Source organism: Mesorhizobium sp. B2-8-3, assembly GCF_006440815.1.
Lineage (GTDB): Bacteria > Pseudomonadota > Alphaproteobacteria > Rhizobiales > Rhizobiaceae > Mesorhizobium.
On the sequence record NZ_VFTW01000025.1, the window covers coordinates 1 to 24,837 of the forward strand.

Sequence of the window (24,837 nt, forward strand, 5' to 3'; positions counted from 1 at the left end):
CAGCACGAATCGTTCCATCAAAAGCTTGAATCACGACCAAGCCAAGATGGGAATCCTGAATATCAACAAACCTTAGAAGGCGAGAGGCGTGGCTGAGCAGATTTCGACCGCGAATGCGTGGCCGGCGAATCCGGCCGATCTGATCCCGGCAGGCCGCAAGCGCCTCGGCTGGGGCCTGCTGGCCCTCGCGACGCTTGGCCTGCTGGCGATCATCATCGTGCAGGTCCTCTACAAGACCGAAATGTCCACGGTCGGTTTCGACACCTGGCGACCGGTGATCTACGCTTACATCTTGTGGGGCGCAGCGCTCGGCGCCTGGCAGGTGCTGACGCGTGGCGAGGACGGGCAGCGCGCGCTGTTCCTTTTGCCGGCGCTGCTCTTCACCATCGCCATGGTGATCTTCCCGACCCTGTTCGGCTTCTACATCGCGCTCACCGACTGGAACCTCAGCTCGTTTACCGGACGCAGGTTCAACGGCCTCGACAATTTCTGGCAGATGCTGGCCGATCCCTACTACCGCAATGCGCTGTTCAACATGGTGCTCTACGTGCTCGCGGTGCTGGTCGAATATGTCATCGCCTTCGGCCTGGCGCTGCTGCTCAACGCGCAGATCCGCGCCCGCAAATTCTTCCGCGTCGTCTTCCTTTTGCCGCTGATGCTGTCGCCGGTCGCGGTGTCCTGGATGGTCGGCAAGTCGCTGATGGAATACCGGTTCGGACCGGCGGCGACGCTGGCGCGCCATCTCGGCTGGGACAATCCCGCCTTCTTCTCCGATCCGATCACCGCCCGCATCTCGATCATGATGCTCGACGCCTGGACCTTCATCCCGTTCATGATGATCATGCTGCTTGCCGGCCTGCAGGCGATGTCGCGCGAGGTTCTGGAAGCCGCCCGCGTCGACGGCGCAACCGCATGGCAGACCTTCTGGCAGGTCACCTTCCCGCTGATGCTGCCGGTGTCGGTGACGGCCGTGATCCTGCGCATCATCTTCAAGCTGAAGCTCGCCGACATCATCATCACCTTGACCTCCGGCGGCCCCGGCGGCGCCACCGATTCCGTGTCGAGCTTCATCTATCGCGAATATCGGGACCGCTCGAATGTCGGCTACGGCACCATGCTGGCCATGGCCTATCTCATCATCATCGTCGTGTTCGTGACCTGGCTGCTGAAATTCGCCAGTCGCTTCGTGCGCAACGTCAACTGAGCGGCCGTCATGAGCGTCCAGACCACCGACTACACCGTTTCCGAAATCCGCTCGCCGGCGGCCTTCATCGCCAGCCGCGTCTTCATCTATGGCGCGCTTATCTTCTGGGCTTTCGTCTGTCTGTTCCCGATCTACTGGACGATCACCACCTCGTTCAAATCGGCGGTCGACGTCACGCAAGGGCATCTCATTCCCTTCGTCGACTTCCAGCCGGACTGGAAAGGCTGGCGCTCGCTCGGCCTGTCGCCGGATTCGATCTTCCAGACATCGACCGTGCGCGACGAATTTCTGAAACGGTTCATGAATTCCGTCATCACCTCTGTCGGGGCATCGGGCCTCGCCATCATCATCGGCAGCCTCGCCGCTTATGGCCTCACCCGCTATCGCTACAAATTCGCCTGGTTCAAGAACGAGGACATCTCTTTCTTCTTCCTGTCGCAACTGATCCTGCCGCCGGTCGTGCTGGCGCTCCCCTTCCTGGTGCTCTACCGCGAAGTCGCCCTCCTCGATACGCGCATTGGGCTTGTGCTCCTCTACACGCTGATGGTGCTGCCGATCGTCATCTGGATCATGCGCGACCAGTTCAACTCTATTCCCGTCGAATTGGAGGAGGCCGCTTTGGTCGACGGACTGTCGATCTGGGGCGCCTTCTTCCGCATCGTCATGCCGATCGCCCTGCCCGGCATGGTCGCCGCATTCATCCTGGCGATGGTGCTGTGTTGGAACGAGTATTTCTTCGCCGCCCTTCTGACGTCGACGGACGCCAAGACAATCCCCGTCATGGTGGCGAGCCAGACCGGCTCGCAAGGCATCAACTGGTGGTCGATGGCGGCCTTGGCCACGGCCGCGATCACGCCGCTGGCGATCATCGGCATCGCGCTCGAGCGCTATCTGATCATGGGCATGACGGCCGGCTCGGTGAAATAGGCGCCTTCCCCTTCTCCCCTTGTGACCCCTTGTGGGAGAAGGGAGAGCTAGGCCTGCAGGATCGACCGCAAATGGTCGAGGATCATGGCGACGCCGATCTTGCCGAGACCCGCGGAGGCTTCCGCGGCGCCTTTAGTGTACCAGCCGGTGTTGTCGGCGAAATGCTTCTCGTCCACCGCCTCCGGGCATAGGGCTAGCATCAGCGATGTCTCGCCGATGCCGGCATGGTCGAACGGGTATTTGCCGTTCATCGCGGCTGGCATCAGCGGATGCACCTGCACCCAGTTGAAGACATTCTCGCCCTGGGCGTGGCCGGCATAGTAGTCGGCCATGGTGTTCGAGCCCCACCAGCCCTCGCCGCGCTCCTTTTCGAGGAAGCGAAAGATCGCCTGCCGGCCGGCGGTCTTGAAGGCGAGATCGGTCGGCATGCCGGCCGCGAAATTCTCGGTCTGATGATGGATGATGGCGTGGATGTTGCGGAAGCCGATGCGCAGCAGGCCGTAGAACAATTCCTCCGCGAAAGGCGAAAGCGCCGGACCGCCGACCTGCACCGAGCCGCTGCCTTCCGGCGGAGCCACCGCATAGCTTGCCGCGCCGTAGTAGAAGGGCGGCAAAATGACGATGTCCCTCTCCTGCTCGATCAGTTCCACCGTCTTGATGACGGCCAGCGTGTCCATGCCGACTGCCATGTGCTCGCCATGGTATTCGAGCACGCCGAGCGGCAGAACGACCGGCCAGTTCTCCTCGATCGCCTTGCGGATCTGGTGCGGCAGCATCAGCTCGTAGCGCATCCCCTACTCCATATTGGTGTGCCTGGCGCGCATCGCTTCCGGTGTCGCCCCGGTCAGCGCCTTGAGCTTCAGCACCATGATTTCGAACAAAAGGAACAATGCGCCTTCGAACAGCGAGCCCATCGGCAGCACCGAGGTTCGGGCGGCGCCCTGATCGCTGGCCATCGTCTGCGCCGGGATGAGCAGCGTGAAGTCGGCAAACTTCGCGGCGCTGCCTTCCGGTTCTGCGGTCAAGAGCAGCACCTTTGCCCCAGCCGCGCGGGCAACCCGCATCAAGGTCAGCACCGTGGTGGTCTCGCCCGGCCCTGAACTCGCCAGGGAGACATCGCCCTGCCCCAATGGCGGCGTGGTCATGTCGCCGACGACCGAGACCGACAGGCCGAGATGGTAGAGCCGCATGGCGAAGCCCTTGACCTGCAGCGCCTCGCGGCCGCAGCCATGGACGGCGATCCTGCCGGCGCCGGCAAGCATTGCGCAGGCGGCGTCGATTTGGGCTTCATCCGTGCGCGCCAGCACCGCGCCAAGCTCATTCAGCGCGGTCGCGAACATACCTGATCCGGCTTTGGTCATGATGGCTCACCCTGCCTGCGGAGGTATCGCTTGGCTTTGTGATGTGCTGCCGCGAAAGGCTTGTTTTGTTTATGCTACCACCGCGAAAATCGCTGTCCAACGAGCCTCGGCACTTTTGCTGGGCCACGAGCGTGATAGTGTCAAGTCAGACAAATCGCTCCGGGACATCGTCAGACATGAAGACACGGCATTTCGACCGCATCGGCAATGGCGGCATCACCTTCACCGAGCTCGGTTTCGGCACGGCGCCGCTCGGCAATCTCTACCGCGCCATCTCCGACGAGGACGCCAACGCCACCCTGCAGGCGGCATGGGCGACCGGATGCCGCTACTATGATACGGCCCCGCTCTACGGCCTTGGCCTGTCTGAAACCCGCCTCAACCCGTTCCTGCGCGGCAGGAAGCGCGACGACTATGTCTTGTCGAGCAAGGTCGGCCGCATCATGCGCGTCTCTGCGCCTGACCAGCGCACCGGCATCGGCAAGTTCTTCGACACGCCGTCGCGCCGGGAAGTCTACGACTACAGCTATGACGGCGTCATGCGTTCCTTCGAGGCCTCGCTGGAGCGTCTGGGCGTCGACCGCATCGACATCCTCTTCGTCCACGACGTCGACGTCTTCACCCATGGCAGCAAGGAGGCCTCCGACGCCCGCATCGAGGAGTTCATGTCGTCGGGCTATTACGGGCTGCTTTCGCTGCGCGACCAGGGCGTCATCAAGGCCTTCGGTGGCGGCATCAACGAGTGGCAGGTCGCTCAAACCCTCGCCGAACGCGGCGACTTCGACCTGTTCCTGCTCGCCGGCCGTTACACGCTGCTCGAGCAGGAGGCGCTGCAATCCTTCCTGCCGCTTTGCCAGAAGCGCGGCATCGGTATCGTGCTGGGCGGCCCCTACAATTCCGGCGTGCTTGCGACCGGACCGAAGCTCGGAGCCTTCTACAATTACAGCGAGGCGCCGAAGGAGATCCTGGATCGCGTGGCGCGCATCGAAGCCGTCTGCAAGCGCCACGACGTGCGCCTGATCGAGGCGGCCCTGCAGTTCCCGCTGCAGCATCCTTCGGTGATGTCGGTAATCCCCGGGGGCCAGCGGCCAGCCGAGGTCGAAAGCAACCGGGCGCTGCTCAACACCAAAATACCTGCGGCGCTCTGGGTGGATTTGAAACAGGAAGGCCTGATGCGCGCCGACGCGCCGACTGCCTGAGCCGCTGCGAACAGCCGAAAAAAGAAAAGCCGGGCAAGCCCGGCTTTTCTGCTCTTAAAAGAAAAGGTCTTAGTTGACCGCGTCCTTGAGGCCCTTGCCAGCCGAGAACTTCGGCACGGTGCGGGCCGGAATCTTCACTTCCGCGCCGGTCTGCGGGTTGCGGCCGGTCGAAGCAGCGCGTTTTGACACGGTGAAATTTCCGAAGCCGACAAGCCGGACATCGCCGCCCTTCTTCAGTTCGCCAGTGATCACGGAGAACACCGCATCGACGGCTGACTGCGCATCAGCCTTCGAAATGCTTGCGGAGTCGGCGACGGCGGACACCAGTTCGTTCTTGTTCATAAAAATTCCCTTCCATGAGAAAACCGGAACTTACGACTCATCCGGCAGGAAACGGACTTTAGAAAGAAGCGCTCCGGAACCCAAGCCGAAAACCGCGGAATTCCGGGCTTTTTTCCATTTTTTCATGGCTTTTTCACATGAAAAAGCCGGGCTCAAGGCCCGGCTCTCTCTTTGTGCGCTGCAATGTTAGCAAATACTAATGAGCAAGCGACTTTCCGGCATCGTCGCCGCTGTCGACCGGAGCGGGCGCATTGACCGGCTCGACCCACTCGATCGGCTCCGGCATCCTGGTCAGCGCATGCGCGAGCACCTCGCCGACCCGCGAGACCGGGACGATCTCCATGCCGTTCTTCACATTGTCCGGAATGTCCGCCAGATCCTTGACGTTCTCTTCCGGGATCAGGACCTTCTTGATGCCGCCGCGCAGTGCCGCGAGCAGCTTCTCCTTCAGGCCGCCGATCGGCAGGATACGGCCGCGCAGCGTGATCTCGCCGGTCATCGCCACATCGGCCCGCACCGGAATACCCGTCAGCACCGACACGATGGCCGTGGCCATCGCGGCGCCGGCGGACGGGCCGTCCTTCGGAGTCGCGCCTTCCGGCAAGTGGACGTGGATGTCGCGCTTGTCGAACAGCGGCGGCTCGATGCCGAAATCGATAGCGCGGGAGCGGACATAGGATGCCGCCGCCGAGATCGATTCCTTCATGACGTCGCGCAGATTGCCGGTCACCGTCATGCGGCCCTTGCCGGGCATCATGACGCCTTCGACCGTCAGCAGCTCGCCGCCGACTTCCGTCCAGGCAAGACCCGTGACCACGCCGACCTGATCGTCCGCCTCGACCTGACCGAAGCGGAAGCGCGGCACGCCGAGATAATCGGCGAGGTTGTCCGCCGTGATCTTCACCGTCTTCTTCTTCGTCCGCAGGATCTCGGTCACCGCCTTGCGCCCGAGCTTCATCAGCTCGCGCTCCAGGCTGCGCACGCCGGCTTCCCGCGTGTAGGTCTGGATGATGCCGCGGATCGCGTCCTCGCCGACCGAGAATTCGTTCGGCTGCAGGGCATGGTCGCGGATCACCTTGGGCATCAGGTGACGCTTGGCGATTTCGATCTTCTCGTCCTCGGTGTAGCCGGCGATACGGATGATCTCCATGCGGTCCATCAGGGGCGCAGGGATATTCAGCGTGTTCGCCGTCGTCACGAACATCACGCTCGACAGGTCGTATTCGACCTCGAGGTAATGATCCATGAACGTCGAGTTCTGCTCGGGATCGAGCACCTCGAGCAGGGCCGAAGACGGATCGCCGCGGAAGTCCTGGCCCATCTTGTCGATCTCGTCGAGCAGGAAGAGCGGGTTGGACTTCTTGGCCTTCTTCATCGACTGGATGACCTTGCCGGGCATCGAGCCGATATAGGTCCGCCGGTGACCGCGGATCTCGGCCTCGTCACGCACGCCGCCGAGCGCCATGCGGATGAACTCGCGGCCGGTGGCCTTGGCGATCGACTTGCCGAGCGAGGTCTTGCCGACGCCGGGCGGACCGACGAGGCACAGGATCGGCCCCTTCAGCTTCTTCTGCCGGCTCTGCACGGCCAGATACTCGACGATGCGCTCCTTGACCTTGTCGAGGCCGAAATGATCGGTGTCGAGGACGTTCTGGGCGAAGGCCAGGTCCTGCTTGACCTTGGAATTCTTGCCCCACGGGATCGACAGCAGCCAGTCGAGATAGTTGCGCACCACCGTCGATTCAGCCGACATCGGCGACATCGAGCGCAGCTTCTTCAATTCGGCTTCCGCCTTTTCGCGGGCCTCCTTGGAGAGCTTGGTCTTCTTGATGCGCGCCTCGATCTCGGCGGCTTCGTCGCGGCCGTCCTCGCCCTCGCCGAGCTCCTTCTGGATCGCCTTCATCTGCTCGTTGAGGTAGTACTCGCGCTGCGTCTTTTCCATCTGGCGCTTGACGCGCGAACGGATGCGCTTTTCCACCTGGAGCACGGAGATTTCGGCTTCCATGAAGCCCATCGCCTTCTCCAGACGCTCCTTGACGGAAAGCGTGGCGAGCATCTCCTGCTTCTCGGGGATCTTGATGGCGAGATGCGAGGCAACCGTATCGGCGAGCTTGGAATAGTCGTCGATCTGGCTGGCGGCGCCCACCACTTCGGGCGAGATCTTCTTGTTCAGCTTGACGTAATTCTCGAAGTCGGTGACGACCGAGCGGGCAAGCGCCTCGATCTCGACCTCTTCCTCTTCCGGTTCGGCGAGCGCGGTAGCGCGGGCTTCGTGGAAATCGGCGCGGTCGGTGAACGAGACGATCTTGGCGCGCGAGGCGCCCTCGACCAGAACCTTCACGGTGCCGTCGGGCAGCTTCAAGAGCTGCAGCACATTGGCGAGCGTGCCGATGTCGAAAATCGCATCGGGCTCAGGATCGTCGTCGGCTGCATTCATCTGGGTGGCGAGCAGGATCTGCTTTTCCTGACCCATCACCTCTTCCAGCGCCTTGATCGACTTTTCACGGCCCACGAAGAGCGGAACGATCATATGCGGGAACACGACGATATCGCGCAGTGGGAGGACTGCGAAAACGCCGTCGCCGGAAGCCTTGGATATCTTGGCCATTGTCCAACCTTTCATGTCGCGGACGCTTATTTTAGCCAACCGCGAATCTCATATTAACGACCGAGTGTCGTTCCGCCTACCACCGTTTGTGACGGGAGTTTTACAGCACAGAATTCGGCGCCTCGGCCTTCTGCTGTTAGGTGGATGCAGCCGAGGCAAAGATCAAGGGTTAACACGGTCGCTCGACCCGTTCCATCGCATGCCTTCCCGCCTTTCACAGCAAAACGGCGCCACGCGGGCGCCGTTCCATGAAAATTATGGGGTCAAACGCCATTTCAGGCGCTGACATTGCCCTTCTTTTCCTTCTGCTCGGAATAGATGTAGAGCGGCCGGGCGTTGCCGGACACCACCTCTTCCGAGATCACCACTTCGCGCACGCCTTCCAGCGCCGGAAGCTCGAACATGGTGTCGAGCAGGATCGCTTCCATGATGGAGCGCAGGCCGCGGGCACCGGTCTTGCGCTCGATGGCGCGCTTGGCGATCGCCGAAAGCGCGTTCTCGTGGAAGGTCAGGTCGACATTCTCCATCTCGAACAGCCGCTGATATTGCTTGACCAGTGCGTTCTTCGGTTCGGTCAGGATCTGGATCAGCGCCGGCTCGTCGAGGTCTTCCAGCGTCGCCAGGACCGGCAGACGGCCGACGAATTCCGGGATCAGGCCGAATTTCAGCAGATCTTCCGGTTCGACCTGGCGGAACAGGTCGCCGGTGCGCCGATCCTCGGGCGAGGCGACGGTCGCGCCGAAGCCGATCGAGGTCTTGCGGCCGCGGTCCGAGATGATCTTGTCGAGACCCGCGAAGGCGCCGCCGCAGATGAACAGGATGTTGGCGGTATCGACCTGCAGGAATTCCTGCTGCGGATGCTTGCGGCCGCCCTGCGGCGGCACGGAAGCCACCGTGCCTTCCATGATCTTCAAGAGCGCCTGCTGCACGCCCTCGCCCGACACGTCGCGGGTGATCGAGGGATTGTCCGACTTGCGCGAGATCTTGTCGATTTCGTCGATATAGACGATGCCGCGCTGCGCCCGCTCAACATTGTAGTCGGCTGACTGCAACAGCTTCAGGATGATGTTCTCGACGTCCTCGCCGACGTAGCCGGCCTCGGTCAGTGTCGTGGCGTCGGCCATGGTGAACGGCACGTCGATGATGCGGGCGAGCGTCTGCGCCAACAGCGTCTTGCCGCAGCCGGTCGGACCGATCAGCAGGATGTTCGACTTGGCCAACTCGACGTCGTTGCTCTTGCCGGCATGCGCCAGGCGCTTGTAGTGGTTGTGAACCGCCACCGACAGCACGCGCTTGGCGTAGGGCTGGCCGATGACGTAGTCGTCGAGGACCTTGAGGATTTCCTGCGGTGTCGGCACGCCTTCGCGCGACTTCACCATCGAGGTCTTGTTCTCCTCGCGGATGATGTCCATGCACAGTTCGACGCACTCGTCGCAGATGAAGACCGTCGGCCCGGCGATCAGCTTGCGGACTTCGTGCTGGCTCTTGCCGCAAAACGAGCAGTAAAGCGTGTTCTTTGAATCACCGCCGCCGTTGCTGACCTTGCTCATTTTTCTGTCCTTTCACCAACGCCCGCCGGTGGTCTGGCTTTGAGTGACGTCTCACCAATCTATCGCGGGAATCCGCCACCGCCAGTGTCCCGGCTCACACAGCGCATTCCGTACGAAACACAAATCAGAAAACGCGGCAATGATTCGCAGCAACCCCACGCAAAGCTAAGCCGTCGAAAATCAACATAGCCTTAACGTAGGCAATCCCAACGCCTGTGGGAACAGCCAAATGTGGCCGAAATGCCGCAAGACGCGCCAAAACCGCGTTATGCTGCCATTTGCCGTCGATGCTCAGGCGGAAGCCGTGGCTGTCTCGACGGCTTCGCGGCTGGAAATGACCTTGTCGATCAGACCGAAGTCCTTGGCCTCGTCCGCGGTCATGAAATGGTCGCGGTCGAGCGTCTTCTCGATCTCGTCATAGCTCTTGCCGGTGTGCTTGACATAGACCTCGTTCAAGCGGCGCTTCAGCTTGATGATGTCCTGCGCATGACGTTCGATGTCCGAAGCCTGGCCCTGGAAGCCGCCGGACGGCTGATGGACCATGATCCGGGCGTTCGGCGTGGCAAAACGCATGTCCTTGTGGCCGGCGGTCAGAAGCAGCGAACCCATCGACGCGGCCTGGCCGATGCAGAGCGTCGACACCGCCGGCTTGATGAACTGCATGGTGTCGTAGATCGCCATGCCCGAGGTGACGACGCCGCCCGGCGAGTTGATATAGAGGTTTATTTCCTTCTTGGGGTTTTCCGCCTCGAGGAACAAAAGCTGTGCACAAACCAGCGTCGCCATCCCGTCCTCGACCGGACCGGTGATGAAGATGATGCGTTCCTTCAAGAGGCGCGAGAAAATGTCATAGGCACGCTCGCCGCGATTGGTCTGCTCGACCACCATCGGAACGAGGTTCATGTAGGTTTCAACGGGGTTCTTCATGGACTACCCTTGTTGGAGATGGATTCCGGCGCCTCGGTATATCAGCAATCGCGCGGAATCGTTCTGGATTGGTTACGACCTAAATAGGATGTCGGCTCACCCTAGCGCAAGGCCGCCTCTCCTAGCCATCTGGTCAAGTCGAGTAAAGCGCGGCAAGCCTGCAAAGCACGGGCGGCTTGCCCCCATGAGGTGGGCCCGGTCCAGCTTGGCGACCAAAGCCATTCGCAAGGTAGCAATTCCTTAACCGCGCCGCTTAACGAAAAGCCTTGAAATCGCTGTCCGCCCCCGGAGCTTCCGCTACAGTCCTGCGTTGTGAAGGCGTCCTTTTTCAACGGGGGAATGTCATGATCCGCAAAAGCTCCGCATCGCTGGCGGCAGTCGCGATGCTTGCCACCGTCTCTGAAACCGCCGCCGGCGGCCGCGCGCTCGAATGCTATGAGCCGATCCACAGGCCGGCGCTCTACGACACCGTTTACGAGGATGTGATGGTGAGCCCCGGCGGACAGGCGGTCGATTACGACGCGCCGATCTACGGCACCTACCAAAGCGTGGACCAGATCGCCCCGGCGCGCGTTACCTATGAGACGGTGCCTGCGGTGACACGCACGGTCTACCACACGGTCAAGGTCGACGATGGCGGTTATGCCTGGGAGTGGCGCGTCATCCACGGCCGCAAGGTGCTGTGCAAGGTATGGCGCAAGGCCCGCTACGCGCGCGTCGCCGAAACGGTAGTGGTCCAGCCGGAGCGCGTCCGGCGCGTCGTTCAGCCGGCGGAATATGAAGCGGTTGCCCACGAAGTGCTGGTGCGGCCGCAGCAAGTCCGCATCCGGGAAATCCCGCCTTCATACGGGACGGTGGCGCGGCGAGTGGTGGTGCGGGAAGGCTCGACCCGTTGGCGGCGGGTGCATATCCCGCGGCACTGCCAGGATTAGAGCAATTTCAGGAAAAGTGCTTCGCGGTTTTCCGTTCGGAAATGCGTCAAACAAAGCCCTAGGCGGAATTTCACCTGTGGGCTGCAACCGGCCGGGCGGCGGTGTTCCGCGCCTCGGCCAGAGCTGTTGCTGGCTTAGGCCAGGTCGATGTCGAGAATGGCCATCGAGAAATTATAGTCGCCGTCGTCCTCGTCCTTGAAGACGATGCCGAGGAACTCGTCGCCGACATAGACCTCAGCCGAGTCTTCCTTGCGCGGACGCGCCTTGACCTGCAGCTTGGGGTTCTGGAAGACGCGCTTGAAATAGGCGTCCAGCTTTCTGATTTCGTCAGGCTTCAAAAGTCTTCTCCGAAATGTCGGCCTCGTGCGTTGGAAGGCGCTTCTGACACGCCAACAATGGCCATGTAAAGGCAAGCCGGCACAATTGCATAGGACAAGTCGGCCGAAAACCGGCGGCCGGATTTCGGCGGTTCCCGACGACGGCGGAAATCAGATGTCGAAGCTGACCACGTGGTCCATGCTCTGCGACGGCAGGAGCTGGTCCATCTGCCGCGAAGGCTGGTCGCAACCGGTTTCCCCCACGACCCGGGCGGGCACGCCGGCGACCGTCTTGTTGTGCGGCACAGGCGACAGCACCACCGAACCGGCGGCAATCTTCGAGCAATGACCGACCTCGATATTGCCGAGGATCTTGGCGCCGGCGCCGATCAGCACGCCGCGGCGGATCTTCGGATGGCGGTCGCCACTGGCCTTGCCAGTGCCACCCAGCGTCACCCCGTGCAGGATCGACACGTCGTCCTCGATGACGGCCGTCTGGCCGACGACCAGGCCCGTGGCATGGTCGAGGAAGATGCCCTTGCCGATGCGGGCGGCCGGATTGATGTCGGTCTGGAACACCGAGGACGAACGGCTCTGAAGGTAGAGCGCGAAGTCCCTGCGACCCTGGTTCCACAGCCAATGCGCCAGCCGGTGCGTCTGGATCGCGTGAAAACCCTTGAAATAGAGAACCGGCATGATGAAGCGGTCGCAGGCCGGATCGCGGTCGTAATAGGCCTGGATGTCGACGCGAACCGTCGTGCTCCACTCCGGATCGTCGTCCAGCATCGCCTTGAAGGTCTGGCGGATGAGATCGGAACCTATGTCCTGATGCGCCAGCCGTTCGGCAAGCCGGTGGATCACCGCTTCTTCCAGGCTCTCCTGGTTGAGGATGGTCGAATAAAGGAACGCCGCGAGCAGCGGATCGCGGTTCACGGCCTCCATCGCCTCGTCGCGGATCGACCGCCAGATCGGATCGACCGGCTGCACCATGCTGGGACGGGCAATCGTAACGCTGTTCATCGACGCTCTCCGGCCTTACTCATTCTGCGGCGGCACATATAGGCTAGATCATACCACGGTTGAACTCAATTTTCCTTAGTGCTTTGTCAAATGGACATGGTTCACGCAGATTCAAGCGACGATGGAAAACGAACCCTTGATCGACGAAGCGCTGAAAAGCGAGCTTGCAGCGCTCTACCAGGCTGCGGATCGCCACTATCACGGCTTGGCTCACATCGAAGCGATGCTGGCGCTGGCAAGCGAATACCGGCACCTTCTGGATGACCCGGAGGCCGTCGAAGCGGCGATCTGGTTCCACGACGCCATCTATGACAGCCGCGCCAAGGATAATGAGGCAAAAAGCGCCGAACTGGCCGAGAAAAGGCTCGCCGGACGCGCCAACCCCCATCGCCTCGCTTGCATCGCGGCCATGATCAACGCCACCGCCACCCACCAGTTGCCGCCGTTCCGCGACGAGGACGCGCTCAACGATGCAGCTCTTTTGCTCGACATGGATCTGGCGATCCTCGGCGCCAGACCTGCGGTCTTCGATGCCTATGAGAACGCGGTCCGGCGGGAATATGGCTGGGTGGAGGAGCCGATGTGGCGCGCCGGTCGAGCCGCCGTCCTCAAGAGCTTCCTGGCCCGCCAGCACATCTTCCATACGACGGAGTTCCGGGATCGGTTCGAGGCGCAGGCGAAGGAAAATCTCGGCCGTTCCCTGCAAGCCCTGCAAGACCAGCGCTGATAGGCCCATACTCCCGCTGGGCTTTGCCCCTATGCCTGAATTCCAGGCCCTGCGATCACTACGGAACGTGAACCGCTCCGGAATGGCCGCCAGCATGGAAAACAGCTTCCACCAACCCGTCGACGCCGCGCAGGTACCGCGATTTGCCGGGCTTTCCACCTTCATGCGGCTGCCGGCCGTACCGACCGCGAAAGGGCTGGACATCGCCCTTGTCGGGATTCCATGGGATGGCGGCACGACCAACCGGGCCGGCGCGCGCCACGGCCCGCGCGAAATCAGGAACCAGTCGAGCCTGATGCGTCGCGTCCACCACGTCTCGGGAACCGAACCGTTCAGCATCGCCAATGTCGCCGACGTAGGCGATCTGTCGGTTAATCCCATCAACCTGCTGGACGGGTTGAAGCGCATCGAGGACGGCATTGCCGCGATCGTGGCGGACGGTGCCCTGCCGCTGGCCGCCGGCGGCGACCATCTGACAACGCTGCCGGTTCTGCGGGCCGTGGCCCGCAAGGCGCCTGTTGGCATGGTTCACTTCGACGCGCATTCTGACACCAACGATCGTTACTTCGGCGACAATCCCTATACGCACGGAACGCCTTTCCGCCGCGCGATCGAGGAAGGCCTGCTCGACCCCAAGCGGGTTGTCCAGATCGGCATCAGAGGCTCGATCTACGAGCCCGGCGAGCACGAATGGGCAACGTCACAGGGCGTGCGCATCATCTATATGGAAGAGTTCGTCAGACGCGGCGCCGCTTCCGTCATGCAGGAAGCGCGCGATCTTGTCGGCGACAGCCCGACCTATGTGACGTTCGACATCGATTGCATCGATCCGTCCATGGCCCCCGGCACCGGTACGCCGGAACTCGGTGGCTTCACGACGCGCGAGGCGCAGGAGATGGTTCGATTGCTGGACGGATTGAATTTCGCCGGCGCCGATGTCGTTGAGGTCGCGCCTCCGTTCGATCTTGCCGGCATGACGGCGCTGGCCGGCGCAACGATGATGTTCGAGCTGCTGTGCGTCATGGCTAGATCCCTCGCCGACAGGAGAGCCCGCGACTAGGGCGATTCCAGAAAAGGCGCGCAGCGCCTTCCGACTAATCCGGAAAGGTCTCGATCCTCTCGGCGTAGCCTCTGAATCCCGCGCGCCCGTAAACCGACTGGGCAGCCGGATGATCATAGGTATCGGTGTGAAGCCAAAGCCTTTGCGGGCCGTGCGACCACGCCGAGCGCAACGCCCGGTCGAGCAGGAACGGCCCCAATCGCTTTCCTTGAAAAGCCGGGCTTAGAGCGGGTTTTCGGCGTAGAACTCGAGCACGCGCTGCTTGAAGCTTTTGTCGCCGACGGCGAGCATGTGGTCACGTCCTTCGATGTGAAAAGCCCTTGCGTTCGGCATCAGCGCCGCAAGTTCGTCCGGCGAACCGCCGATGTCGTCCTTCGTGCCGACCGCGATCAGGGTCGGCTGGGCGATGCGCGCCATGTCGTCCTCGCTGAGCAACTCGCGCGACTTCGCGATGCAAGCCGCGAGCGCGCGACGGTCGCTGCGCGTCTGGTCGGCGAAAGCGCGGAAGGAGCGGCCGCGCGGGTGCGTGGTTTGGGACGGATCTTCCGCCAACAGGGCCGCCGCGATCGGATCCCAGTCGCCGACGCCGTCGACCATGCCGATGCCCAAACCGCCGAACACCAGCGTCGCCACCTTCTCCGGATCGGAGAGCGCCAGGAAAGCCGAGACGCGCGCGCCCATCGAATAACCCATGACATGGGCGCGCTCGATACCGAGATGATCGAGCAGCGCGGCCGCGTCGGAAGCCATCTTCTGCGGCGTGTAGTCGGCCTCGTCATAGCTCTTCGACGACGAGCCGTGGCCGCGATGGTCGAAGGCGATCGCCCGGTAGCCGGCGTCGTTCAGCGTCTTGAACCAGCCCGGCGAGACCCAGTTGACATAGTGGCTGGAGGCAAAGCCGTGGATCATCAGCACGGGGCCGCCCTGCCCCGAGGCCGGCTGGCGATCGAGATAGGCGAGTTCGAAACCGTCATGGGAAAAGAACTGCATCGGCAGATTTGCTTTTTCAGTTGGCGCCAGTGCCAATAGCTGGGTGGCGCAATAGATCGCCTTCCTTGATGCCATCCCGGGCGGCTGTGCCGGCCTTGAGTTCGAGCACGAAGCGCACGGGTTGTCCCGGCGAGATGATCGCTTCGGATTCGGGCTCGCCGCGCTTGATGGCTTTGATCCTGCCGTCCTGGCCGATGAAGATGAGGTCGAGCGCCATCGGCGTGTTCTTCATCCAGAAGTCCACCTCATCCGTTCTTTCGAAGACGAACAACATGCCGTGATCGTCCGCCATGGTCCGGCGAAACATCAGTCCCGCCTCGCGTTCGGCGGAGGTATCGGCGATCTCGATGGAGAAGGAACGCTCGCCCGAACCGGTCGACACCACAAGCGGCGTCCGGTCGACCGGCAGCAGCATCGCATCCGCCGAACTCGGCTTCGCAGCGATGAAACAGGCGGCGAAAACGATCGCGGCGCAGAATACGCCCGCGGTCAGCCAATTGCGATGAGCCATGGGTTACCTCGTCCAGACGCTCGTCCTAAACCATGATCCGGACAAGTGGAACCGGTTTTCGGACAAGATGGTCGCGCCGCGGCAAAGGGACCTTTCGACTGCGTCGAGAAGCCCTCAGTGCGAGACCGACAAGGTGCCCATATCGGGGTGGATTTCGGCGGCCATAAGGCCTTTGTCGCCGCGTCCGAAGCGGACGAGCACGACCTGCCCGGGCCGGAGCTCGGTTATGCCGTAGCGCCGCAGCGTCTCCATGTGGACGAAGATATCTTCTGTCTCCTCGCCCCTCGTCAGGAAGCCGAAACCCTTGGTGCGGTTGAACCACTTGACCAAGGCCCGCTCGAGGCCGCTCTCCGGGTTGACGGTAACGTGGGTGCGCTGTTCCTGCTCTGCCGGGTGGACAGCCGTCGAGGCATCCATGGAAAGGACGCGGAAAGCCTGCAAGCCGCGCTCGCCCTGTTTGACCAGGCAGACGACCCGCGCGCCCTCGAGCGCCGTCTGGAAGCCGTCCCTTCGAAGACAAGTCACATGGAGGAGAATATCGCCCGAGACGCCGTCGTCCGGAAGAATGAAGCCGTAGCCCTTCGCCACGTCGAACCATTTGATAGCGCCGGCGATTTCGACAAGCTCGGCGGGGTCGCCGCCATTGTCCCGCTGCAAGGCGTCGTCAAGGCTTCCGTCCCGCCTCGTAAAAGAGGCTTTTTCCCCCATAAGAATGCCCCCCTTTTCAACTGAACCGCAACTGATTCTTGCCAAGAGATTAACACTGCGACTTCCGGGGTGTGCAAGGGCTGACGTGCCTTTTTTCACCGTTCAGCACCGGAAAGGCTGAAATGTCGTTTGCCGGCGCTTCCGGAATCCGAAATCGCGAGGCCTGAAATCGATCGCGCCGCCGCTATTGTCGGACGATTGCCCTTTCCCCGGACGGCCCCTATGGTGCCCCGCAACCCAACACTTTGAGGAAGCCGCCATGCGTTACCTGCACACAATGGTCCGCGTCGCCGATATCGACCAGTCGCTCGATTTCTACTGCAACAAGCTCGGCCTGAAGGAGGTGCGCCGCTACGAGAACGAGCAGGGCCGCTACACGCTTGTCTTCCTCGCCGCGCCGGAAGACGAGCAGAGCGGCATCAACGAAAAGGCGCCGCTGGTCGAGCTGACCTACAATTGGGACCCGGAAGACTATAAGGGCGGCCGCAATTTCGGCCATCTCGCCTACGAGGTCGACGACATCTACGCCACCTGCCAGAAGCTGATGGACAATGGCGTGACCATCAATCGTCCGCCGCGCGATGGCAACATGGCGTTTATCCGCTCGCCGGACGGCATCTCGATCGAACTGCTGCAGAAAGGCCCGGCCAAGGCCAAGGCCGAACCATGGGCCTCGATGCCGAACACGGGGGCTTGGTAAGGCGGGCGATCCGGCGCCGATTTGACCGGCGACCGCTGGCATTCCGCCAGGCCTTGCCTATCTATCTGCAACTGGCGCCAGCCTCATCCAGGCTGGCGTTTCTTCATCCGCCAGGAGAATTTCATGCCGATCAGCCGCGCCGATGTCGCCACCGAACATGCCAGCCGCTACCTGCAGCAGCTCTGCAAGCACTGGTCGCATAAATTCCCGGTCGAGTTCGACCCGCAGCACGGCGCCGTCCAGCTCTCGATCGGCCGCACCGTGATGGACGCCGACGACAAGGCCCTGCACATCGCTCTGGCCGCCGACGACGAAGCTTCGCTGGGGCGGCTGGAGAGCGTGGTCGCCGACCATATCAAGCGCTTCGCCTTCCGCGAGGAATTGAGCTTCGACTGGCAAAAGGCCGCTTAAGTTCCGAAGCAATTCCAGGAAAAGTGCTTCGCGGCTAGGCTCGGCGACTTCGCCGTAGCCTTCCGTCCGGAATTGCGCACAATGATTGGTCAGCCGCCGGCCTTGCCGGCCATTTCGAGCAGCGCCATCACACTGCGCCAGTTGCGTGCCGTGCCCGGCACCTTCAGCGTGCGCGCAATGAGATTGGCGAAGACCGATTTGCCGAGCCCGTCCGGCGCATGCAGGTAAAGCACGTCGCCCTTGATCTCGAAGCGTTCGGGGCCGGTGCATTTGTCGGAGAGCCGCTGTGTCTCCTCTGCGGTCGGCTCGCGCTCCAACGCATAGGCATGGAGCTTGGTCGGTTCGCCGGCGACCTCGGGATAGGGATTGTCCTTCACCAGCCGCTCGAACCAGCCGACATCGCGCAACATGATGCGCGAATGAAAGCCCCATTTCTTCTCGAAGGCCGCCTCGATCTCCCTGGTCAGCGTCGCCGCGTCCTCCTTCTTCGCCCGGAACACGACATTGCCGCTCTGCACATAGGTCGCGACGTCGGCGAAACCGAGGCTTTCGAAGAAGGCCTTGAGCTCCGCCATCTTGACGATGCGGTTGCCGCCGACATTGATGCCGGAAAACAGCGCAACGAAGACCGTGCTCTTTTTTGCGCTCATATGATGAACCCCGCCAGCGTCTCGTTGTCGGTGATGTCTTGATATTGCACGCCCTCGGCGTCGAAATTGGCTTTCAGCAGGTCGAAATTGCGCCTGTCCTTGGTCTCGATGCCGATCAGCACCGAACCGAAATTGCGCGCCGACTTTTTCAGATACTCGAAGCGGGCGATGTCGTCGTCGGGGCCGAGCATTTCGAGGAAATCGCGCAGCGCGCCCGGCCGTTGCGGGAAGCGGATGATGAAATACTTCTTCAGCCCCTCGAAGCGCAGCGCCCTCTCCTTCACGTCCGGCAGCCGCTCGAAGTCGAAATTGCCGCCGGAGACGACAGCGACAATGGTCTTGCCCCTGATTTCCTTGCGCGAAAAATCCTTGAGCGCGTCGATCGCCAGCGCTCCGGCAGGCTCCAGCACGACGCCCTCGACATTGAGCATCTCGATCATGGTGGCGCAGAGCCGGTTCTCCGGGACGAGGCGGACGGCATCGGCGGTGAAGTCCTTGAGATGGCGCAACGGCTCCCGGCCGATCTCGGCCACCGCGGCGCCGTCGACGAAATTGTCGACCTTGGCGAGCTTGACCCGCTTGCCGCCGGCAAGGCTCTCACGCAGGCTTGGCGCGCCCGCCGGCTCGCAGAACACGAAGCGCGGATCGCGATGCTGATCGGCGAAATAATGCGTCACCCCGGCAGCCAGTCCGCCACCGCCGACCGGCAGCATGACGATGTCGGGCACGCGGGCGCTCGGCATCTGGGCCGCGATCTCGTAGGCGACCGTCGCCTGGCCCTCGATGATGTCCTTGTGGTCGAAGGGCGGCACCATATGCGCGCCGGCGGCCTCCGTGAATTCGAAGGCGGCGCGATAGCAATCGTCGAAGAAGTCGCCGACCAGCCTGATTTCGACGAAATCGCCGCCGAACAGCCGCGTCTTGTCGATCTTCTGCTGCGGCGTCGTCACCGGCATGAACACGACGCCCTTTTTGCCGAAATGGCGGCAGACGAAGGCAAAGCCCTGGGCGTGATTGCCTGCCGAGGCGCAGACGAACAGCTCGGCATTGTTGCCGGCGGCGAGCGTCTTGCGGAAGAAGTTGAAGGCGCCCCTGATTTTGTAGGAACGCACCGGCGTCAGGTCCTCGCGCTTCAAAAGGATGCGGGCGCCTGTCTTCTTCGACAGATAGTCGTTCTCCTGCAGCGGCGTTTCCGGAAAGATTTCGCGGATCGCCTCGGCGGCAGCAGCGACGCGAGAAGAGAAGCTGTTCAACAGAAGTCCCTCATTTGGTCTCGGCGGTACGCCAGGACAGCCATGTCCCGTGCCGGCAGACCTTCCTGCCGCCCTTTTGGCTTTCGCGCAACACTGCGATGACGGTCGCGCGGCACGGAGCGGATTTCCGCTGGACGCGACTTACTTTAGCCGCACTTCGGCTGTCCGGGAGGTTTCCGCGGAGGTGGACAGCCAATTGTGGCTGCGGTGGAATTGCAGTGAAAGTGTCGACGTGCGGTTGAAGACAATTCTGATCATTGCCTTTGCCCTGCTGATAGCAGGCTGCGCGGGCCACCAGACGCAGGAAATCCTGGGCAGCGTCGTCGTGCCGACGACGGCGACCGAGATCGCCGGCAACCACTCGATCTTCATCGCCACGACCCGCAAGCGCTCCGACGACCCGAACAAGGTTTTTGACGGCGAACGCTCGGCGACGCTCAACTATGCGCGTGTCAACGTCACCGTTCCCCCCATTCACCAGACCGGCCAGATCGAGCGCCGTTCGCGCGGCAAGTCGAACGACCCGACGAAGTATTTCATGGCCTCCGAAGTCGTCGGCTACGACACGCAGCCGAAATTCGCCAGCGCCCTCAACGCCGACATCGACGCCCGTGGCGGCCGCGTCATGGTTTTCGTCCATGGCTACAACACCGGCTTCGACGACGCCGTCTACCGACTGACCCAGATCGTCCACGATTCCGGCTATCCGGGCACGCCGGTGCTGTTCTCCTGGGCTTCCGGCGCCAAGACCACCGACTATGTCTATGACAAGGAAAGCGCCGCCGCCGCCCGCGACCAGTTGGAAGTGACGTTGCGGATGCTGGCGCAGACCGGCGCCCGGCGCATCGACATCGTCGCCCACTCGATGGGAACCTGGGTGACGATGGAGACGCTGCGCCAGCTCGCCATCACCGGCGACCGCGATCTCAGCGGCAAGCTCGGCGACGTCGTGCTCGCCTCGCCCGACATCGATGTCGACGTCTTCAAGAGCCAGATGCGCCGCTACGGCAAGCCGGACAAGCCCTTCATCCTGCTCCTGTCGGACGACGATCGGGCGCTGAGGCTCTCCGGCCTGATCGCCGGCTCGCGGCCGCGCGTCGGCGATTATCGGGATGCCGCCGACCTCGCCTCCTATGGCGTCACAGTGGTCGACCTTTCCAAGGTCAAGGGCGCTGACAGCTTCAACCACACCAAATTCGCCGACAATCCTATGATGGTGCAGATGATCGGACAGCGGCTGCGCGAGGACGATGGCTTTGCCAGCGATCGTGATGTGACGGACCGCATCCGTCAGTTGGCTGCGCAGTAACCGTATCGGTGCGGGTTCCGTGCCCGCAGGGACTTTGAACTGGACCCGGCCGCTCTCTGGCTTTATCGGAGTAGCAAGAGAGGTTGCCGCCCTTGGGGGATCCCGGGTGACTGTGCATGTGAAGATCGTTGTCGGCCTTGCCTTCACGCTCGCCCTCGCCGGCTGCGCCGGTCCCACGCATGACCTGCTCAACCGCAAGGCGGTCGCGGCGCCTGCCTCCGACATAGCCGGCACACACGAGATCTTCGTCGCCACGACCCGCCAGCAGGCGACCAAGGATCCGCGCCAGGTCTTCGACGGCGACCGTTCGCTGACCACCCTCTATGCCCGCGTCGACGTCACCGTGCCGAAGATCCATCAGGTCGGCGCGATCGAGCGCGCCAAGGGCTCGGCCGACTCTAACCCGGCCAAGCAGTTCACCGCCACCGATGTCGTCCACTATGGCGACGCGCGGCAATTCGCCAAGGCGGTCGGCGCCGACATTTCTATGCGCGGCGACCGCGCCTTGGTGTTCGTGCACGGCTTCAACAACGGTTTTGACGACGGCATCTACCGCATCACGCAGATCGCGCACGACACCAAATATCCGGGTACGCCGGTGCTGTTCTCATGGGCGTCGAGCGCCAAGGCGACCGGCTACATCTACGACAAGGACAGTTCGACCGCCGCGCGCGACGACCTCGAGGCGACGCTGCGGATGCTTGCCAAGACGAAGGTCAAGAGCATCGACATCATCGCCCATTCGATGGGCACCTGGCTGACGATGGAAGCGCTGCGCCAGCTCGCCATCACCGGCGACCGCGATCTCGGCGGCAAGCTCGGCTATGTCATCCTCGCCTCGCCCGACATCGACGTCGATGTCTTCAAGAAGCAGATGATCCGCTACGGCAAGCCCGACAAGCCCTTCGCCATCCTGCTTTCGGGCGACGACCGCGCGCTGAAGCTGTCGAGCTTCATTTCCGGTGACAAGCCGCGCGTCGGCGACTACGGCAACGCGGCCGATCTCGCCAATTATGGCGTGACGGTCGTCGACCTGACCCAAGCCAAGGGCGGCGACGGCGGCCTGAACCATGCCAAATTCGCCGACAACCCGATCCTGGTGCAACTGCTGGGCAACCGGCTGCGCACGCCGGCCGGGCTTGCTTCGGACGAGCCCGACCCGGCGCAGCTCAACAATATCGGCCAGGGCCTTGGCAAGGCGGTCGGCTCGGTCGCCGAGGTCGTCATCACCACGCCGTTCAAGGTGCTGACCATCGCCACCGGCGGATGACTTGCCCTAGATAAAAAGATCGACCTTCTGGAACGTCGTCACGTCGACAAGGCCGACGTCCGAGATCCTGAGTTCCGGAATGACCACCAGCGCCAGCAGCGAGTGCTGCATATAGGCGTTGTTGAGCGAGCAGCCGACCTTGCGCATCGCCTCGGTCAGTTGCTCGGCCTTGGCCGCGACGATCTCGGCGCGTTCGTCGGACATCAGGCCGGCGATCGGCATCTCGACCAGCGCCAGTTCCTTGCCCTTGGAATAAAGCACGACGCCGCCGCCCACCTCGCTCAGCCGGTTGACGGCCAAAGCCATGTCCTCCTTGTTGGTGCCGACGACGATGATGTGGTGCGCGTCATGCGCCACGCTGGACGCCATCGCGCAGTCTTTCACATAGCCGAAGCCGGAAACGAAGGCGTTGGTGACGCCGCCGGTGCCGCGATGCCGCTCGACCAGGGCGATCTGGCAGACGTCGTTGCGGCGATCCATGGCGACCAGCCCGTCCTCGACCGGCAGGTCGGCTTCCAGAGCGCGCGTCGGCGCCTGGTTCTCGATCACGCCGATCACCCGCGCCCGCACCTCGTTGGCGCCCTGCGGCGCGGAAATGTCGAAGTCCTTCGCCGCGAGCTTCTTGCCGAGCTTGACCGTATTCTTCGCCGATTGCGGATAGTCATAGGCCGCAATGTCGATCTCCAGCTTGCCGCCCTTCGCCAGCCGGACACCGCGGGCATAGACTTCATCTATGGTCATCTGGGCAAGGTCCGAAACGATCAGCAGATCGGCGAGCCGTCCGGGCGCGATGGAGCCGATCTCGCGCTCCAGCCTGAAATGCTGCGCGGTGTTGAGCGTCGCCATCTGGATCGCCGTCACCGGCTTCAGGCCCTGGCTGATGGCGTGCCGCACCACCCGGTCCATATGGCCTTCATGCACGAGCGTGCCGGAATGGCTGTCATCGGTGCACAGGATGAAGCTACGCGGGTCGATGCCGCCTTCCGTCACCGCCTTGATCTGCGCCGCGACGTCGTACCAGGCCGACCCCAGCCTCAGCATCGCCTTCATGCCCTGGCGCACACGCGCGATCGCATCCTCGGCGCGCGTGCCTTCATGGTCGTCCTCCGCCCCGCCCGCGACATAGCCATGGAACGGCAGGCCGAGATCAGGCGATGCATAATGCCCACCGACCGTCTTGCCGGCCTTGACCGTCTCGGCGATCTCGCCCGACATCACCGGATCGTTGGCGGCGACGCCCGGGAAATTCATCACCTCGCCGAGGCCGATGATGTTTTCCCAGGTCATGGCCTCGGCAACGTCGGCGACCGTCAATTCGGCGCCGGCATGTTCCAGCCCCGGCGCCGAGGGCACGCAGGACGGCATCTGCACATGCACGTTGATCGGCATCGCGACCGCCTCGTCATGCATCAGCCGCACGCCCGGCAATCCAAGCACATTGGCGATCTCGTGCGGGTCGATGAACATCGAGGTCGTGCCATGCGGGATGACCGCGCGGCAGAACTCCGTCACCGTCACCATGCCGCTCTCGACGTGCATGTGCGCGTCGCAAAGGCCGGGCACCAGATAGCGCCCGCCGGCATCGACGACCTTCGTCCCCTGCCCGATGGCATGGCCGGCGTTCGGCCCGCAATAGGCGAAACGGCCGACGGCGATCGCGATATCGGTGCCGGGGATGATCTCGCCCGAATGGACGTTCACCCAGCGACCGTTGCGGATGACCAGATCGGCCGGCTTTCGGCCCATCGCGACGTCGACCAGATGTGTCGCCACCTCCGTCCACGGCTTTGGCTTTGCGGCGCTTGTCGGCTTGGCGTTCGTCATCGGCGAGTCCTCTGCATGGGCCACTTTGGCAAATGTCGGCGTCCGGAGCCAGAGCGTCAGGTCGTAAACCACTGTTGCAGAGATGCAATTCCGTTTCGTGGCGAATGGAGCTAGTCTGTTGCGAGGAGTTGTTCGAAACCGCCATTTCGGAGCGCTCGATGCGTCGACTGACGTTCGCCAGTGCCGGCTTTCTTGCCCTGCTGTCCGGATCTGCCCGGGCGGCGGATCTGGGTAGCGATCTGCCGATGACCGCAGCCGGCTTCGACTGGACCGGCTATTATGCCGGCATGCAGGCCGGCTATGGCTGGGGCCGGTCCGAAATCACCGGCGATGATGGCGGCCCATTTTCGGTGAAGCCCGACATCAACGGCGGTTTCGTCGGCGGCCATGTCGCGGGGCTCTGGCAGTTCGACCAGGCTGTGATCGGCGCCGAGGCCGATCTCAACTACGCGTCGATCGACGGCACCGCCGACGCCGGGCCGGGAAACACATTCGGCACCGACGTCAAGTGGTTCGGATCGATCAATGCCAAGGCCGGCTACGCCATGGATCGCGTGCTGATCTATGGCATCGGCGGCGTCGCTTTCGCCGGCATCGAAACCTCGCAGGCAGCGGCAGGCTCGGCCTTTGCCCGAACCCGCACCAGCACCGGCTGGACGCTCGGCGCCGGCGTCGACTATGCCTTGACCAACAATGTCGTCGTCGGAGCGCAATACCGCTACTACGATTTCGGCAAGGAGCATTTCGATGCGCCGGACACCTTCGCCGACCGCGATCAGGACGTGAAGCTACAGACGCTTGGCGTGAATTTCAGCTATAAATTCTGAGGCTTGTGGCGCCGCGACGATGCGGAACACCTCTCCAGCATCTCTTGAAAATTCAGGTGGCCGGCGCCCGCAGGGGGCGGGGGAATGGGTAGGGGCCTGATAGACGCCGGCCTCGGCGGATCGATCCGCCGCGTGGCCAAACCTAGCGCTCCTTCAGCAATCCGTAATTCCGCGATCGCGCCACTTTGCCACCTAGCGGACGAACATGGC

The 24,837-nt window shown here is 62.7% G+C and carries 26 protein-coding genes; 11 read left to right on the plus strand and 15 right to left on the minus strand.

Annotated features, from left to right (window positions below; all coding sequences use genetic code 11):
* The first annotated feature begins 88 nt into the window (after positions 1-88).
* Together FJ418_RS26155 and FJ418_RS26160 are read left to right on the plus strand one after the other, a co-directional pair.
* Entirely contained in the window at positions 89-1,204 is a 1,116-nt protein-coding gene (locus FJ418_RS26155) for a sugar ABC transporter permease (protein WP_140646116.1), read from the plus strand.
* Positions 1,205-1,213: 9 nt separating this feature from the next.
* Positions 1,214-2,131 (plus strand): carbohydrate ABC transporter permease, encoded by a 918-nt coding sequence (locus tag FJ418_RS26160; RefSeq protein ID WP_140857105.1) that lies wholly within the window; start codon positions 1,214-1,216, stop codon positions 2,129-2,131.
* Between the two features lie 47 nt (positions 2,132-2,178).
* On the opposite strand, the gene FJ418_RS26165 is transcribed toward FJ418_RS26160, so the two are convergent.
* Both FJ418_RS26165 and FJ418_RS26170 read right to left on the minus strand, forming a co-directional pair.
* Entirely contained in the window at positions 2,179-2,922 is a 744-nt protein-coding gene (locus FJ418_RS26165) for a creatininase family protein (RefSeq protein WP_140709720.1), read from the minus strand.
* A 3-nt stretch (positions 2,923-2,925) separates the two neighbouring features.
* Positions 2,926-3,492 carry an SIS domain-containing protein gene (locus tag FJ418_RS26170; protein ID WP_140870612.1) on the minus strand — a complete coding sequence of 189 codons (567 nt, stop codon included), beginning with the start codon at positions 3,490-3,492 and terminating at the stop codon, positions 2,926-2,928.
* A gap of 176 nt (positions 3,493-3,668) precedes the next feature.
* Here FJ418_RS26170 and FJ418_RS26175 point away from each other — a divergent pair, with 176 nt between their 5' ends.
* Positions 3,669-4,691, plus strand: coding sequence for an aldo/keto reductase (locus FJ418_RS26175; protein WP_140857107.1), 1,023 nt, complete (start codon positions 3,669-3,671; stop codon positions 4,689-4,691).
* A gap of 69 nt (positions 4,692-4,760) precedes the next feature.
* Here FJ418_RS26175 and hupB read toward each other — a convergent pair whose 3' ends face one another.
* The 4 genes from hupB to clpP all read right to left on the minus strand — a co-directional run bounded on the left by hupB (position 4,761) and on the right by clpP (position 10,118).
* Positions 4,761-5,033: a DNA-binding protein HupB gene (hupB, locus tag FJ418_RS26180; protein ID WP_027166452.1), complete on the minus strand. Its 273-nt coding sequence runs from the start codon at positions 5,031-5,033 to the stop codon at positions 4,761-4,763.
* Between the two features lie 196 nt (positions 5,034-5,229).
* Positions 5,230-7,641 carry an endopeptidase La gene (gene lon, locus FJ418_RS26185; protein WP_140646121.1) on the minus strand — a complete coding sequence of 804 codons (2,412 nt, stop codon included), beginning with the start codon at positions 7,639-7,641 and terminating at the stop codon, positions 5,230-5,232.
* Between the two features lie 275 nt (positions 7,642-7,916).
* The gene (clpX, locus tag FJ418_RS26190; RefSeq protein WP_140646122.1) at positions 7,917-9,191 is read right to left on the minus strand and encodes an ATP-dependent Clp protease ATP-binding subunit ClpX; all 1,275 of its coding nucleotides are present in this window, start codon (positions 9,189-9,191) and stop codon (positions 7,917-7,919) included.
* A gap of 291 nt (positions 9,192-9,482) precedes the next feature.
* Complete coding sequence (gene clpP / locus FJ418_RS26195; protein ID WP_140646123.1) at positions 9,483-10,118, minus strand: ATP-dependent Clp endopeptidase proteolytic subunit ClpP; 636 nt, start codon at positions 10,116-10,118, stop codon at positions 9,483-9,485.
* A 344-nt stretch (positions 10,119-10,462) separates the two neighbouring features.
* On the opposite strand from clpP, the gene FJ418_RS26200 reads away from it, so the two are divergent.
* On the plus strand, positions 10,463-11,050 hold the full coding sequence (locus FJ418_RS26200; RefSeq protein WP_140870614.1) for a hypothetical protein: 588 nt from the start codon (positions 10,463-10,465) through the stop codon (positions 11,048-11,050).
* A gap of 134 nt (positions 11,051-11,184) precedes the next feature.
* Here FJ418_RS26200 and FJ418_RS26205 read toward each other — a convergent pair whose 3' ends face one another.
* Together FJ418_RS26205 and cysE are read right to left on the minus strand one after the other, a co-directional pair.
* Positions 11,185-11,388, minus strand: a complete 204-nt coding sequence (locus FJ418_RS26205; protein ID WP_027166457.1) for a DUF3126 family protein — start codon at positions 11,386-11,388, stop codon at positions 11,185-11,187.
* 150 nt (positions 11,389-11,538) lie between these two features.
* On the minus strand, positions 11,539-12,387 hold the full coding sequence (gene cysE, locus FJ418_RS26210) for a serine O-acetyltransferase (protein ID WP_140870617.1): 849 nt from the start codon (positions 12,385-12,387) through the stop codon (positions 11,539-11,541).
* Positions 12,388-12,508: 121 nt separating this feature from the next.
* On the opposite strand from cysE, the gene FJ418_RS26215 reads away from it, so the two are divergent.
* Both FJ418_RS26215 and speB read left to right on the plus strand, forming a co-directional pair.
* Entirely contained in the window at positions 12,509-13,114 is a 606-nt protein-coding gene (locus FJ418_RS26215) for a hypothetical protein (RefSeq protein ID WP_140870619.1), read from the plus strand.
* Positions 13,115-13,208: 94 nt separating this feature from the next.
* Positions 13,209-14,174: an agmatinase gene (gene speB / locus FJ418_RS26220; protein WP_140783270.1), complete on the plus strand. Its 966-nt coding sequence runs from the start codon at positions 13,209-13,211 to the stop codon at positions 14,172-14,174.
* Between the two features lie 34 nt (positions 14,175-14,208).
* Here speB and FJ418_RS26225 read toward each other — a convergent pair whose 3' ends face one another.
* From FJ418_RS26225 to FJ418_RS26240, 4 genes are all read right to left on the minus strand, one after another.
* Positions 14,209-14,373, minus strand: coding sequence for a hypothetical protein (locus FJ418_RS26225; RefSeq protein ID WP_140650960.1), 165 nt, complete (start codon positions 14,371-14,373; stop codon positions 14,209-14,211).
* A 23-nt stretch (positions 14,374-14,396) separates the two neighbouring features.
* Positions 14,397-15,164, minus strand: a complete 768-nt coding sequence (locus FJ418_RS26230; RefSeq protein WP_140650963.1) for an alpha/beta hydrolase — start codon at positions 15,162-15,164, stop codon at positions 14,397-14,399.
* A 16-nt stretch (positions 15,165-15,180) separates the two neighbouring features.
* A complete protein-coding gene (locus tag FJ418_RS26235; protein WP_140650966.1) occupies positions 15,181-15,675 on the minus strand; it encodes a DUF192 domain-containing protein in 495 nt (164 codons plus the stop codon).
* 114 nt (positions 15,676-15,789) lie between these two features.
* On the minus strand, positions 15,790-16,383 hold the full coding sequence (locus FJ418_RS26240; RefSeq protein WP_140646193.1) for a cold-shock protein: 594 nt from the start codon (positions 16,381-16,383) through the stop codon (positions 15,790-15,792).
* A gap of 259 nt (positions 16,384-16,642) precedes the next feature.
* Between FJ418_RS26240 and gloA the strand changes: the two genes are divergently transcribed.
* Together gloA and FJ418_RS26250 are read left to right on the plus strand one after the other, a co-directional pair.
* Positions 16,643-17,083 (plus strand): lactoylglutathione lyase, encoded by a 441-nt coding sequence (gene gloA, locus FJ418_RS26245; RefSeq protein ID WP_140870622.1) that lies wholly within the window; start codon positions 16,643-16,645, stop codon positions 17,081-17,083.
* Positions 17,084-17,206: 123 nt separating this feature from the next.
* The gene (locus FJ418_RS26250; RefSeq protein ID WP_140870625.1) at positions 17,207-17,494 is read left to right on the plus strand and encodes a DUF2218 domain-containing protein; all 288 of its coding nucleotides are present in this window, start codon (positions 17,207-17,209) and stop codon (positions 17,492-17,494) included.
* An 89-nt stretch (positions 17,495-17,583) separates the two neighbouring features.
* Here FJ418_RS26250 and FJ418_RS26255 read toward each other — a convergent pair whose 3' ends face one another.
* Together FJ418_RS26255 and ilvA are read right to left on the minus strand one after the other, a co-directional pair.
* Positions 17,584-18,144, minus strand: a complete 561-nt coding sequence (locus FJ418_RS26255) for a DUF1697 domain-containing protein (protein WP_140870627.1) — start codon at positions 18,142-18,144, stop codon at positions 17,584-17,586.
* The gene (gene ilvA / locus FJ418_RS26260) at positions 18,141-19,397 is read right to left on the minus strand and encodes a threonine ammonia-lyase IlvA (RefSeq protein WP_140870630.1); all 1,257 of its coding nucleotides are present in this window, start codon (positions 19,395-19,397) and stop codon (positions 18,141-18,143) included. Before ilvA ends, FJ418_RS26255 begins: the two co-directional genes overlap by 4 nt.
* Before the next feature lie 232 nt (positions 19,398-19,629).
* Here ilvA and FJ418_RS26265 point away from each other — a divergent pair, with 232 nt between their 5' ends.
* A complete protein-coding gene (locus FJ418_RS26265) occupies positions 19,630-20,706 on the plus strand; it encodes an alpha/beta hydrolase (RefSeq protein ID WP_140646134.1) in 1,077 nt (358 codons plus the stop codon).
* A 106-nt stretch (positions 20,707-20,812) separates the two neighbouring features.
* Positions 20,813-21,976: an alpha/beta hydrolase gene (locus FJ418_RS26270; RefSeq protein WP_140870633.1), complete on the plus strand. Its 1,164-nt coding sequence runs from the start codon at positions 20,813-20,815 to the stop codon at positions 21,974-21,976.
* A gap of 6 nt (positions 21,977-21,982) precedes the next feature.
* Here FJ418_RS26270 and ade read toward each other — a convergent pair whose 3' ends face one another.
* Positions 21,983-23,800 (minus strand): adenine deaminase, encoded by a 1,818-nt coding sequence (gene ade, locus FJ418_RS26275; protein WP_140870635.1) that lies wholly within the window; start codon positions 23,798-23,800, stop codon positions 21,983-21,985.
* Between the two features lie 158 nt (positions 23,801-23,958).
* On the opposite strand from ade, the gene FJ418_RS26280 reads away from it, so the two are divergent.
* The gene (locus FJ418_RS26280; protein ID WP_140870638.1) at positions 23,959-24,627 is read left to right on the plus strand and encodes an outer membrane protein; all 669 of its coding nucleotides are present in this window, start codon (positions 23,959-23,961) and stop codon (positions 24,625-24,627) included.
* Positions 24,628-24,837 lie beyond the last annotated feature (210 nt).